Annotated in this window: 11 protein-coding genes; 5 read left to right on the forward strand and 6 right to left on the reverse strand. The window is 72.6% G+C overall.

Annotated features, from left to right (window positions below):
• Nucleotides 1–21: 21 nt before the first annotated feature.
• From ABD343_RS35520 to ABD343_RS35535, 4 genes are all read left to right on the forward strand, one after another.
• On the forward strand, nucleotides 22–1,776 hold the full coding sequence (locus ABD343_RS35520) for a TerD family protein (RefSeq protein ID WP_344534269.1): 1,755 nt from the start codon (nucleotides 22–24) through the stop codon (nucleotides 1,774–1,776).
• A 20-nt stretch (nucleotides 1,777–1,796) separates the two neighbouring features.
• Nucleotides 1,797–2,483 (forward strand): AIM24 family protein, encoded by a 687-nt coding sequence (locus ABD343_RS35525; protein WP_344534270.1) that lies wholly within the window; start codon nucleotides 1,797–1,799, stop codon nucleotides 2,481–2,483.
• A gap of 20 nt (nucleotides 2,484–2,503) precedes the next feature.
• Nucleotides 2,504–3,265, forward strand: coding sequence for an AIM24 family protein (locus ABD343_RS35530; RefSeq protein ID WP_344534271.1), 762 nt, complete (start codon nucleotides 2,504–2,506; stop codon nucleotides 3,263–3,265).
• A 130-nt stretch (nucleotides 3,266–3,395) separates the two neighbouring features.
• A complete protein-coding gene (locus ABD343_RS35535; RefSeq protein WP_344534272.1) occupies nucleotides 3,396–3,875 on the forward strand; it encodes a DoxX family protein in 480 nt (159 codons plus the stop codon).
• 71 nt (nucleotides 3,876–3,946) lie between these two features.
• On the opposite strand, the gene gatB is transcribed toward ABD343_RS35535, so the two are convergent.
• The 4 genes from gatB to gatC are packed head-to-tail and all read right to left on the reverse strand — an operon-like array spanning nucleotide 3,947 to nucleotide 7,534.
• Nucleotides 3,947–5,458, reverse strand: coding sequence for an Asp-tRNA(Asn)/Glu-tRNA(Gln) amidotransferase subunit GatB (gene gatB, locus ABD343_RS35540; RefSeq protein ID WP_344534273.1), 1,512 nt, complete (start codon nucleotides 5,456–5,458; stop codon nucleotides 3,947–3,949).
• 35 nt (nucleotides 5,459–5,493) lie between these two features.
• Nucleotides 5,494–5,739, reverse strand: a complete 246-nt coding sequence (locus ABD343_RS35545) for a hypothetical protein (RefSeq protein ID WP_344534274.1) — start codon at nucleotides 5,737–5,739, stop codon at nucleotides 5,494–5,496.
• Nucleotides 5,736–7,241, reverse strand: coding sequence for an Asp-tRNA(Asn)/Glu-tRNA(Gln) amidotransferase subunit GatA (gene gatA, locus ABD343_RS35550; RefSeq protein ID WP_344534275.1), 1,506 nt, complete (start codon nucleotides 7,239–7,241; stop codon nucleotides 5,736–5,738). Before gatA ends, ABD343_RS35545 begins: the two co-directional genes overlap by 4 nt.
• Nucleotides 7,238–7,534, reverse strand: coding sequence for an Asp-tRNA(Asn)/Glu-tRNA(Gln) amidotransferase subunit GatC (gene gatC, locus ABD343_RS35555; RefSeq protein ID WP_344534276.1), 297 nt, complete (start codon nucleotides 7,532–7,534; stop codon nucleotides 7,238–7,240). The genes gatA and gatC overlap by 4 nt, the downstream gene beginning before the upstream one ends.
• Before the next feature lie 166 nt (nucleotides 7,535–7,700).
• On the opposite strand from gatC, the gene ABD343_RS35560 reads away from it, so the two are divergent.
• A complete protein-coding gene (locus ABD343_RS35560; RefSeq protein ID WP_344534277.1) occupies nucleotides 7,701–8,171 on the forward strand; it encodes a hypothetical protein in 471 nt (156 codons plus the stop codon).
• Nucleotides 8,172–8,198: 27 nt separating this feature from the next.
• Here the strand turns inward: ABD343_RS35560 and ABD343_RS35565 are convergent, their stop codons facing one another.
• Both ABD343_RS35565 and ABD343_RS35570 read right to left on the reverse strand, forming a co-directional pair.
• On the reverse strand, nucleotides 8,199–9,326 hold the full coding sequence (locus ABD343_RS35565) for a hypothetical protein (protein WP_344534278.1): 1,128 nt from the start codon (nucleotides 9,324–9,326) through the stop codon (nucleotides 8,199–8,201).
• A 119-nt stretch (nucleotides 9,327–9,445) separates the two neighbouring features.
• On the reverse strand, nucleotides 9,446–11,737 hold the full coding sequence (locus ABD343_RS35570) for a putative bifunctional diguanylate cyclase/phosphodiesterase (protein WP_344534279.1): 2,292 nt from the start codon (nucleotides 11,735–11,737) through the stop codon (nucleotides 9,446–9,448).
• Between the last annotated feature and the right edge of the window lie 277 nt (nucleotides 11,738–12,014).

Consider the following 12,014-nt stretch of genomic DNA (forward strand, 5'->3'; position numbering starts at 1 on the left):
GGATGGGGGACGTCGTTACGTATGCCCAGGGAATTGCAGCGCGGCCACAAGGCCAAGGTCAGTGATCTGACGGCGGGCACGGACCTGTACGTCGGCGTGCAGATCGCCGGGCCCGGACTGGCCTTCGACATCAGTTGCTTCGGTCTGGACGGGCAGGAGCGCCTGTCCGACGACCGCTACTTCATCTTCTTCAACCAGCCGAAGTCCCCCGAGGAGTCGCTCCAGCTCCTCGGCGCGCAGGCCGGGGACACCGAGTCGTTCCGCGTCACGCTGGACCGGGTGCCCGCGCAGGTGCAGCGCCTGTCGTTCACCGCGGCGCTCGACGGCGCCGGGCAGATGTCCCAGGTCGGGCCCGGGTACATCCGGATCGTCGCGGGCGGCGAGGAGGTCGCGCGCTACGCGTTCGACGGCTCGGAGTTCACGACCGAACGCGCCGTGATGCTCGGCGACTTCTACCGCAAGGACGACATCTGGCGCTTCGCCGCCATCGGCCAGGGCTTCGACGGCGGCCTCGACGCGCTGCTGAAGAACTTCGGCGGCGAGGTCGCCGAGGAGCAGGAGCCGGAGCCCCCGCAGCAGGCCGCGGCACCCGGGTTCGCGCCGCCGGGCGGGGGCGCGCCGCAGCAGCCCGCGCCGGGCTTCGCCCCGCCCGCGGGAGCCCAGGCACCGGCACCGCAGGCCCAGGCCCCCGCACCGGCCCCGGCACCCGCTCCGGCCCCGGCCCCGCAGGCGCCCCAGCCCGCGCAGCCCCAGCAGCCCGCGCAGCCCGACGTGCACGGTGCGCCCACCGTGGCCATGCCGAGCGGGCCGGAAGGGCCGGCCGTCCAGGTGCCGCAGCCTCCGCCGCCGCCCGGCCCGGCCCCGGCGGGCGGCCCGGCGGTGCCCAACACCCCGTTCCCGCCCCAGCAGGCACAGCGGCCCCCGGCACCGCAGGCACCCCAGGCCCCGCAGGCACCTCAGGCGCCCAGCAACCCGTTCGCGGCGCAGCAGCAACCACCGCAGGCCGCGCAGCCCCCCGGGCAGCAGCTCACGAACCCCTTCGCGCAGCAGCCCGCGCCAGGGGCCCCCGGCCCCGGCCCGGGCCACGCCGCCCCGCAGATCCCGCAGGGACCGGCGGCCGGTATCGGCGCGGCCCTGGAGAAGTACCGCGAGGTCCCGACGGGCCAGCGGTGGACGCTCCAGAACCACGCCCTCGTCCGCGCCGACATCGGCATCGACGGCCAGCCCGTCCTCGCCAAGCAGGGCAGCATGGTGCTGTACCAGGGCAAGGTCGACTTCTCGTACAAGGGCGCGGGGTTCACGGGACGTGTCGTCGGGAACGCGACGGGCCAGGAGATGCAGCTCATGCGCTGCACCGGCCGCGGCCAGGTGTTCTTCGCCGAGAAGAACGCGCACGTCCACCCCGTCGAGCTGCAGGGCGACGGCCTCTGCGTCTCCGCCGAGAACGTGCTCGCGTTCGACGAGTCGCTCCAGCACGAGGTCCGCCGCATCGAGGGCCACGGCATCCCCGGCGGCGCGCTGTTCACCATGCAGTTCAGCGGCACCGGCACGGTCATCGTGAAGACGCAGGGCACCCCGGTCGTCCTGCCCGTCACCCCCACCACGTTCGCCGACGCTCAGGCCGTCGTGGCGTGGTCGGCGGCGGCACAGGTCGTCATCTCCAGCCAGGTCCGGCTGCACCGCAACGCCTATCCCGGGCACAGCGGCGAGACCGTGAACCTCCAGTTCCGCGGCGCCCCCGGGAACTTCATCGTCGTCCAGCCTTACGAGGTATGAGGGGCCTGAGGGAGCACCACATGAACCAGCCAGCAGCACTCGCGGGCTTCGCGGCCGCACCGGTCACCGCCCGTATGCAGAACCACGGCCAGCACATGGTCAAGGTCGCGATGCAGTCCGGCCAGGACCTGTTCGCGCGGCCGGGCTCGATGGTCGCCTACGAGGGCTTCGTCCAGTACGAGCCCAACCCGCCCGCCGTACGGCAGATGGCCTCGCAGTGGCTCACCGGCGAGCAGAACCCGCTGATGCTCTGCCGCGGCGACGGCCTGCTCTACCTCGCGGACTACGGCGCGGACGTCGTCTGCGTGAACCTCAACGAGGAGTCGCTCTCCGTCAACGGCACCAACCTCCTCGCCTTCGACGCGCACCTCCAGTGGGGCGTCGAGCGCGTCAAGGGCCTGGCCAAGTTCGCCGGCCAGGGCCTCTTCAACGTCGGCGTCCGGGGCACCGGCTGGGTCGCGCTCACCTCGCGCGGCGCGCCGGTCGTCGTGGACTGCGGGCGCGGCGAGGACGAGACGTACGTCGATCCCGACGCGCTCGTCGCCTGGTCGAGCGGGCTGAAGATGAAGGGCAAGCGCAGCATGAAGGCCGGGGCGCTCATCGGGCGCGGCAGCGGCGAGGCGTACCAGATCGCGTTCTCCGGACAGGGGTTCGTGGTCGTCCAGCCGAGCGAGGACAGCACGGACCGCATCCGGGTCCGGGGCTGACGGGGGAGGGAAGAACCGCCATGCAGAGCTCACTCTTCGGATACGCCGAGGTCCAGACCCAGGACCGGTACGCCGTCCAGAACCCCCAGCTCCTCCGCGTCCAGCTCACGGGCCACGACGATGTGCTGGCCCGCAAGGGCGCGATGGTCGCCTACCAGGGTCTGCTGGAGTTCGACGCGGAGTTCCAGGGCGGCGGCAGGCGCCGGGGCCCGCAGCGCGAGCAGCTTCCGCTGATGCGCTGCTCGGGCCAGGGAACGGTCTATCTCGCCAACCTCGCCCAGTACGTGCACGTCGTGGACGTCGACCAGGACGGCCTGACGGTGGACGCCTCGTACGTCCTGGCCATGGACTCGACGCTGCACCACGAGATCATCTCCGTGGACAGCCAGTTCGGCATCTCGGGAACGGGCGCGTACAACCTCAACATCACCGGGCGGGGCCAGGTCGCCCTGATGACGTCAGGCCAGCCCCTCCTGCTGAACGTCACCCCGGACACGTACGTCAACGCCGACTCGGACGCGGTCGTCGCCTGGTCCTCGTCCCTCCGCGTCCAGATGCAGGCCCAGACCTCGTCCCAGGGTGTATGGCGCCGCCGCGGCAGCACCGGCGAGGGCTGGGAACTCTCCTTCATGGGCCACGGCTACGCCCTCGTCCAGCCCAGCGAACTCCTGCCGCCCCAGGGCGCGGAGATCGGCGGCGGCGTCCGCGCCCAGTACGGCATGGGCCAGCAGGGCGCCCGCGGCCAGAACCAGGGCAACGCCTGGCAGCCGCACTCGCGCTGACGCCGTACTCCTCGCGGAGTAGAACAGCGGTCGTCGGCCGTACGACGCGTGGCGGTGGGGGCCCGGGCGAGAGTGGGGAACGGCACAGCGGTTCCCGCGCACCCGCCCGGCCCCTACAGGGAGACGGCCCATGCATCCCACCTCGCCCACCGAGCCCACCAAGTCCAGCGCCCCGTTACCGGAACGGTCCGCCGCGCTCATCAGGCGCATCGACACGGCACACCCGTACGTCCTCTCTCTTTTCCGTATCGTCGTCGGGCTGCTCTTCGCCTGTCACGGCCTCGGTTCGCTCTTCGGCGTCATCGGCCCGGCGGCCGGGCCCGAGGTCGACACCGCCGCCACGGGCGCCTGGCCCATCTGGTACGCGGCCGTCATCGAACTCGTGGGCGGGACGCTGGTGATGCTCGGCGTCGGTACCCGTACGGCGGCCCTGCTCTGCTCCGGGGAGATGGCCTACGCGTACTTCGACACCCACGCGCCCGAGGGCCTGATCCCCCTGGACAACGGCGGGGAGATCGCCGCGTTCTACTGCTGGGCGTTCCTGCTGCTCGTCTGCACAGGACCCGGCCCCCTCTCCCTGGACCGGCTGTTCCGCGGCCGACGCCGCTGAGCGGAGAAGACGGCGGAGGGGCCCCGCACCGAAGTGCGGGGCCCCTCCGCGTCGGGCGGCGTGCCGGGGGCTCAGCCCTCGACGCCGAGCTTCTCCAGGATCAGCTCCTTGACGCGGGCCGCGTCCGCCTGGCCCCGGGTGGCCTTCATGACGGCGCCGACCAGCGCGCCGGCCGCCTGGACCTTGCCGCCGCGGATCTTGTCGGCGATGGCGGGGTTGCCCGCGATCGCCTCGTCCACGGCGGTGCCGAGCGCGCCCTCGTCGGAGACGACCTTGAGGCCGCGCTTCTCGACGACCTCGTCCGGGGTGCCCTCGCCCGCGAGGACGCCCTCGATGGTCTGGCGGGCCAGCTTGTCGTTGAGCGAGCCCTCGGACACCAGGGCCGCGACCCGGGCGACCTGCTCCGGCGTGATGGGCAGCGCGGTCAGGTCGACGCCCTGCTCGTTGGCGCTGCGCGCCAGCTCTCCCATCCACCACTTGCGGGCCGAGGCGGCGTCGGCGCCCGCCTCGGTCGTGGCGACGATGACGTCCACCGCGCCCGCGTTCAGCACCGACTGCATCTCGTGCTGGGAGATGCCCCACTCCTCGCGGAGGCGGTTGCGGCGGACCCTCGGCAGCTCCGGCAGCGTGCCGCGCAGCTCCTCGACCCACTCGCGGGACGGGGCCACGGGGACCAGGTCCGGCTCGGGGAAGTAGCGGTAGTCCTCCGCCTCCTCCTTCACACGGCCCGGCGTCGTCGAGCCGTCCTCCTCGTGGAAGTGGCGGGTCTCCTGGACGATCGTGCCGCCGGACGACAGCACGGCCGCGTGGCGCTGGATCTCGAAGCGCGCGGCGCGCTCGACGGACCGGAGCGAGTTGACGTTCTTCGTCTCGCTCCGGGTGCCGAACTTCTCGACGCCCTTGGGCCGCAGCGACAGGTTGACGTCGCAGCGCATCTGGCCCTGCTCCATGCGGGCCTCGGAGACGCCGAGGGCCTTGATCAGCTCGCGCAGCTCGGCGACGTACGCCTTGGCGACCTCGGGGGCCCGCTCGCCCGCGCCCTGGATGGGCTTGGTGACGATCTCGATCAGCGGGATGCCCGCGCGGTTGTAGTCGAGCAGGGAGTGGGACGCGCCGTGGATACGGCCCGTCGCGCCGCCCACGTGCGTGGACTTGCCGGTGTCCTCCTCCATGTGCGCGCGCTCGATCTCGACGCGGAAGACCTCGCCGTCCTCCAACTGGACGTCCAGGTAGCCGTCGTACGCGATGGGCTCGTCGTACTGCGAGGTCTGGAAGTTCTTCGGCATGTCCGGATAGAAGTAGTTCTTCCGGGCGAAGCGGCACCACTCGGCGATCGAGCAGTGCAGCGCGAGGCCGATGCGCACGGCGGACTCGACGCCCGTCGCGTTCACGACCGGCAGCGCGCCGGGCAGGCCGAGGCAGGTCGGGCAGACCTGGCTGTTCGGGTCGGCTCCCAGCTCGGTCGAGCAGCCGCAGAACATCTTGGTCCTGGTGCCGAGTTCGACGTGGACCTCGAGGCCCATCACGGGGTCGTAGGACTCCAGCGCGTCGTCGTACGACACCAGTTCAGTGACGGTGGTCACGGGAAAAGCTCACCTTTCTCAGTCGTCCGCGGGACTCAGTCGTCCGCGAGGACGTCGTCGGCGCTCATACGGCGCAGCTCGCGGACGAGCAGCGCGACACCCGTGGCGATCGCGGCGGCGGACACCACCGCGTCGACGAGCTGGAGCTTGTCGCCCTCCAGCCGCGCCTTCTTGGCCTGCTTCGCGACGCTGACGGCGCCGAACAGCGTGGTGCCGATGGACAGGTACGTGCCGGGCTTCGACTTCTTGAAGTCCTTGGCCTTGCTCAGCTTTCCACTCACAGCGACGGTGCCTCCTCAAGCAGCGGGTGACCCCAACGTGCCTGGTAGGCGGCCTCGACCGCCGCACCGACACGGTAGAGCCGGTCATCGGCCAGGGCGGGGGCGATGATCTGGAGCCCCACCGGCAGCCCGTCCTCGGGCGCGAGCCCGCAGGGCAGCGACATGGCGGCGTTGCCCGCCAGGTTGGACGGGATGGTGCACAGGTCGGCGAGGTACATCGCCATCGGGTCGTCGGCGCGCTCGCCGATCGGGAAGGCGGTGGTCGGGGTGGTCGGCGAGACCATCACGTCCACCTGCTCGAACGCCTTCTCGAAGTCACGGGTGATCAGCGTGCGGACCTTCTGCGCCGAGCCGTAGTACGCGTCGTAGTAGCCGGAGCTGAGCGCGTACGTGCCGAGCATGACGCGGCGCTTGACCTCGTCGCCGAACCCGGCCTCGCGGGTCAGCGCGGTGACCTCCTCCGCCGAGTGCGTGCCGTCGTCGCCGACGCGCAGGCCGTAGCGCATCGCGTCGAACCGGGCGAGGTTCGAGGAGCACTCGGAGGGGGCGATCAGGTAGTAGGCCGCGAGGGCCTTGGTGAAGGACGGGCAGGAGATCTCGACGACCTCGGCGCCCAGCTCGCGCAGCAGCTCGACGGACTCGTCGAAGCGCTGCATCACGCCCGCCTGGTACCCCTCGCCGCGGAACTCCTTGACGACGCCGACCCGCAGGCCCTTCACGTCCCCGTTCCGCGCGGCGGTGACCACGTCCGGGACGGGCTGGTCGATGGAGGTCGAGTCCAGCTCGTCGTGCCCGCCGATCACGCTGTGCAGCAGCGCGGCGTCGAGCACCGTACGGGCGCAGGGGCCGCCCTGGTCCAGGGAGGACGAGAAGGCGACCATGCCGTAGCGCGAGACCCCGCCGTAGGTGGGCTTCACGCCGACGGTGCCGGTCACGGCCGCGGGCTGGCGGATCGAGCCGCCGGTGTCCGTGCCGATGGCGAGCGGCGCCTCGTACGCGGCGAGGGAGGCGGACGAGCCGCCGCCGGAGCCGCCGGGGATCCGGGTGAGGTCCCAGGGGTTGCCCGTCGGGCCGTACGCGCTGTTCTCGGTCGAGGACCCCATGGCGAACTCGTCCATGTTGGTCTTGCCGAGGATCACGACGTCGGCCTCGCGCAGACGCCGGGTGACCGTCGCGTCGTACGGCGGGATCCAGCCCTCAAGGATCTTGGAGCCGACGGTCGTCGGGACGCCCTGCGTGGTGAAGATGTCCTTCAGCGCGAGCGGCACCCCGGCGAGCGGGCCCAGCTTCTCGCCGCGCTCCCGCTTGGCGTCGACCTCGCGGGCCTTCTCCAGCGCGCCCTCGCGGTCCACGTGCAGGAACGCGTGGACCTTCTCGTCCACGGCTTCGATACGCGCGAGGTGCGCCTCGGTCACCTCGACGGCGGACAGCTCGCCGCTCGCGATCTTCGAGGCGAGCTCGGCGGCCGTCAGCTTGATGATGTCGGTGGCCATGGTCGTCATTCCTCCCCGAGGATCTGCGGCACCTTGAAACGCTGCTGCTCCTGAGCGGGCGCCTGATTGAGGGCCTGCGCCGGGGTGAGACCCGGACGGACCTCGTCCGGGCGCATCACATTGGTCAGGGGCAGCGGGTGGGAGGTCGGCGGAACGTCCTCGTCGGCGACATCCGAGACGGCGGCGACCGCCCCGATGATGTCGTCGAGCTGTCCGGCGAAGTGGTCGAGCTCTTCGTCCTTCAGCTCCAGACGCGCCAGCTTCGCGAGGTGGGCGACCTCCTCGCGCGAGATGCCAGGCATGCAGCGATCCTCTGGGGTGAGTGTTGGATTTTCCGCCCCAATCCTATGGGTCCCCGCTCGATGCCCGCGAAGGGCTTTGCCGCGAGGCCCGTGGCTCCTCCGGTACAACCATGGACATGCCTCGGTTGTCCCAGAAAGCGAGACATATCTCTTCACTGGGGGAAGCATGAAGCGCATCAGGACCACCGCTCTCACGTTCGCCGTCGCCGCCGCCGCGGCGACGACCCTCGCCGCGGCTCCCGGGGCGACCGCCGCGCCGGACGCCGCGGCCGCTCCGCCCGCCCCGGCCGCCAAGAAGGTCGAGACGAAGCAGATCGCCTCGACCACCCTCGGCGACGACTACAGGCTCACCCTCACCGCGCTGCGCGACACCGGCGACCCGTACGCGGCGAGCGTCCGTCTCACCGTCTACGGACACTCGACCGGCGCGTGGAAGGAGACCGACAGGGTGACGATCGGCGAGGTCGGCGGCTGGTTCTGGCACCCGCTCACCGGAGACGCGGCCGTCTGCCGCTTCACCGCGGGCTCCACCAACCCGGCCCCGATCGAGGTGAGCCTCCTGGTCACCCCGTCCATCGGCTGCTCCCCCACGGACCACTTCACCCTGAAGGACGGACGGGTGTACGGGGACGCGTAGGACGCCGAGCCCGGGAGGCCGGGCGCGTCACCCCGGACCGGCGGGCGGCGGCGGCCCGAAGGCGGGTGCCGGGACGGCATCCGTACGGAAGCCGTCGGCGCCCGCCCGTTCCGGGGCCGCCTCGGGGGCGCGGAACAGCAGCGCGCACACGGCCGGGGCGATCACCGCGATGGCGATGTTCGTCAGGCCGCTCAGCGTGCCCTGCGTCGTGCTGAAGAGGTAATCCCAGGTCATCACGGGCTCGCCGTCCGGGTCGACCAGGCCGTTGCGCAGGTTCGAGGAGTCGGCGAGCGTCAGCCCGATGACGGTCCGCGCGACCAGGTAGAACTGGATGCCCATGAGCGTGAAGGCCGCGCCCCGCACTCCCGGCCGCCGCAGCAGCGCGAGCACGCCCAGCACGAAGGCCGCCACCATGTACGCGACCTCGAACACCTGGAAGTCGCCCGCGAACGACGAGTAGCCCAGCGCGGAGGCGTCCACCACGTCGCGCAGCAGGTCGCCCCGCCGCGACTCGGCCTGGACGAGGTTGTGGACGAACCAGCCCAGCGAGATCAGCCCCAGGACGAGCAGCAGCGCGCCCGCGACGGGATAGCGGACGGCGCCGGGGCCGCGCGCGGCACGTCCGGCGCCCGGTGCCGGACGTTCGGCGGCCCGCAGCAGCACGGCCAGGACCGCCACCGCGGCCAGCAGGGCGAGGATCCAGCTCGCGACGACGGGGAGGGCGAGGCCGGTCCCGCCGAAGTAGCGGTCCCTGAAGTCGTTGTCGTCGACGACGAGGCCCACCAGCTCCCGCACCGCGACCAGCACGAGCACGGAGGCGAGCAGCAGCGCCCCGCTCCGGCCCGCCCTGCGGTTCGCGAGGGCGAGCGCGCCGACCGCGGTCAGCGCGCCCGCGAAGGACCACTGGTACGCCGTCAGCAGCCCCGGGTCCACGCGCTCGTTCGAGTCGTACAGCGCCCGCAGGAAGTCCCCCGCGTCCGTGTGTCCCCAGGTGAACCCGTAACCGGTCCAGCTCATCAGGAGCCGCGCGACGACCGACAGCAGTGTCCCGGCGACGAGATACGCCATCAGGTGGCGCGGTGCCCCCGTCCGGGGCGCGTCCCCCTGAGCGCCGGCCTCCGGCCGGATGGCATGCGTGGGCTCTGAAGCCGCCATGGTGGTACTCCCCCGAGTGTCGTTCTGGCAGACGAACGCACCATGGTTCCGTACGACGGCGGTCTTGCCCAGCCCCCGCCGCCCCGGGCAGCGGGGACAGGGGCCGGGGGCGGGGTGCGCTACGACGTGCGCGCCGGGGGTCCGGGGAGCTGTGTCCGGGCCGGAGCCTCGCGGGCCCGGAGCCAGGCCGTCGTCTCACCGGGCGGCATCGCGGCGGCGACCAGCCACCCCTGGACCGCGTCGCAGCCGAGGTCCCGCAGCCGCTCCCACGTCTCGTCGTCCTCGACGCCCTCGGCGACGACCAGCAGCCCGAGCGAGTGCGCCAGGTCGACGGTGCAGCGGACGATCTCCGCGTCCTCGGTGTCCACAGCCAGCCGCGCCACGAACGAACGGTCGATCTTCAGCTCGCTCACCGGCAGCCGCCGCAGATGGACGAGCGAGGAGTAGCCCGTGCCGAAGTCGTCCAGCGACATCTTCACGCCGTGCCCGGTGAGCCCCGCGAGGGTGTCGGCGGCGCGCTGCGGGTCCTCCAGCAGCACATGCTCGGTGATCTCCAACTGGAGGGCGCCGGGCGGGACCCCGTGCCGCGCCAGCCGCGCCGCGACGGCACCGGCGAAGCCGGGCGAGTGGACGTCGCGCGGCGAGACGTTGACGGCGACCGGCACCGTCAGCCCGCCGGCGCGCCAGGTGGCGACCTGGGCGAGCGCGGTCTCCAGGACGTACTCGGTGAGCCGGGGCATCAGCCCGGACGTCTCCGCGATGGCGATGAACTCGTCGGGAGGGACCCGGCCGCGCTCGGGGTGCACCCAGCGCACCAGGGCCTCCAGCCCGGAGACCGTGCCGTCGAAGCCGACCTTCGGCTGGTAGTGCAGCTCGACCTCGCCCGCGTCCAGGGCGCGGCGCAGGTCGGCCAGGAGCCCGAGCCGGTCGGGGGTGTTGCCGTCGCGCGTCGCCTCGTAGACCTCGACGGCCGTACGGTCGCGCTTCGCCTCGTACATCGCGACGTCCGCGCGGCGCAGCAGGCCCTCGGCCTCGCGCGCGTGTTCGGGGAAGACGGCGACGCCCGCGCTGGCCTCCAGGACGAGCGTGAGCCCGTCGAGGTCGAGCGGGGAGCTGAGCGCGGAGACCAGCGAGCGGGCGACGCGCTGCGCGCTGGTCGTGGAGTCGGCGACGGGCAGCAGCACCGCGAACTCGTCGCCGCCCAGCCGCGCCGCCTCGGCGCCGCGCGGCAGCGCGGCCCGCAGCCGCTCCGCTATCTGCAGCAGCAGCCGGTCGCCCGCCAGATGCCCCAGGGTGTCGTTCACGGAACGGAAGCGGTCGAGGTCGATCAGAACGAGTGCGGAACGCGCCCCCGTACGGTCGGCGTCGTCCAGCGCGGCCCACGTGCGCTCCAGCAGCCACTGGCGGTTGGGCAGGCCGGTGAGCGGGTCGCGCAGTTGCTCCTCCGCGCGGGCGCGCGCGATCCACAGCGTGGAGTCGAGGGCGATCAGGGCCACCGCGAACAGCGGGAGCAGCAGGGGCTTGTGGGCCGCGACGACCGCGATCAGCGGCGCGAGCCCGAGCAGCGCGATGCCGACGAGGCACTGGCGCACCAGCGCGGTGCGCATCGCGTGCGACAGGCCCCTCGGCGTCGCGCTCGGCGCGAAGGAGAACCACAGCAGGGCGCGCGTGACGGCCAGATAGCCGCCCGCGACGAGCACGATCTGCGGCGCGGCGGCGAGCGTCCAGCCCGCGGGCTCCCACGGGTCCTCGACCGAGGGGTGGGTGCCGAAGAGCGCGAGGCACAGGTCGGCGGCGCCGATGCCGAGGATGTCGATGCCGCCGTGCACGAAGGCCTGGCGCCAGCGGTGCCGCCGGGCCGCGCCGACGAGCACGACGACCGCGAGGGAGACGAGGACCGCGGGCACCCACCCGTACAGCAGCAGGATGGCGAGGGTGAGCGCGGCGCCCGAGCCCGTGCCGCCCCACCAGCGGTCGCGGCCCATGGCCACGAGGTGCGCGACGATGCAGCCGGTGAGCACGGCGAACGACCAGCCGACGGCACCGTCGGGGAAGAGCGCGTGACCGCCCGTCAGCACCCGGTACACGCCCACGAGGAGGGCGAGGCCGGCCGCGAGCACGACTCCGGCGGGCAGCAGCGGCGGGCGCAGGGCCACGAACCGCTGGAGCCAGGGCGATTCCTCGCCTCCGGAGCAGACGCCACCGCCCGCGCCGCCGTGTCCTCCAGCGCCGCCACCCGTCCCGTCGCCCATACCGCCCGCGCCGCTCCCGCCCACGCCGGTCCCCGCCCCCGGGGCTCCGGCTCCCGTTCCGCTGCCCGTTCCGCCCGCTCCGCGCGCGTTCTTCGCGCCGCTGCCGTCCGAGGGCAGGCGGGAGTACGGGGGGTGCGATCCCCCGGAGAATTCCAGCATCCTGGTCCCTCTCGCAGCCGTCCTCGCCTGCCCCACGCCACGACAGGCTTATGTCAACAGTAGGCCGCTGACTGGGCGGAGGGGCAGCGATCGGCCGGGGTTGCCTGAATGCGCCCTTCCCGGAGGGGCCCATCTCCCCCGCACCGTACGGGTGTCCGGGGCAACCTTCGCCCACCGGGGTACGGAAAACGGGGGGACGGGTGTGAAGGGGCGGCGCCCGTGTCCGAAAGACGGCGCCGCACACGGGCGTTACGGAATGTCCCGGACTCGCCCCTTC

It is taken from the genome of Streptomyces albiaxialis (assembly GCF_039530985.1).
Classification (GTDB): domain Bacteria; phylum Actinomycetota; class Actinomycetes; order Streptomycetales; family Streptomycetaceae; genus Streptomyces; species Streptomyces albiaxialis.

Excerpts from the sequence above, each read along its gene's own strand:
- ABD343_RS35520 (WP_344534269.1), top strand. The coding sequence starts at position 22 with ATGCCCAGGGAATTGCAGCGCGGCCACAAGGCCAAGGTCAGTGATCTG.
- ABD343_RS35525 (WP_344534270.1), top strand. The coding sequence starts at position 1,797 with ATGAACCAGCCAGCAGCACTCGCGGGCTTCGCGGCCGCACCGGTCACC.
- ABD343_RS35530 (WP_344534271.1), top strand. The coding sequence starts at position 2,504 with ATGCAGAGCTCACTCTTCGGATACGCCGAGGTCCAGACCCAGGACCGG.
- ABD343_RS35535 (WP_344534272.1), top strand. The coding sequence starts at position 3,396 with ATGCATCCCACCTCGCCCACCGAGCCCACCAAGTCCAGCGCCCCGTTA.
- gatA (WP_344534275.1), bottom strand. The coding sequence starts at position 7,241 with ATGACGACCATGGCCACCGACATCATCAAGCTGACGGCCGCCGAGCTC.
- gatC (WP_344534276.1), bottom strand. The coding sequence starts at position 7,534 with ATGCCTGGCATCTCGCGCGAGGAGGTCGCCCACCTCGCGAAGCTGGCG.
- ABD343_RS35560 (WP_344534277.1), top strand. The coding sequence starts at position 7,701 with ATGAAGCGCATCAGGACCACCGCTCTCACGTTCGCCGTCGCCGCCGCC.
- ABD343_RS35565 (WP_344534278.1), bottom strand. The coding sequence starts at position 9,326 with ATGGCGGCTTCAGAGCCCACGCATGCCATCCGGCCGGAGGCCGGCGCT.
- ABD343_RS35570 (WP_344534279.1), bottom strand. The coding sequence starts at position 11,737 with ATGCTGGAATTCTCCGGGGGATCGCACCCCCCGTACTCCCGCCTGCCC.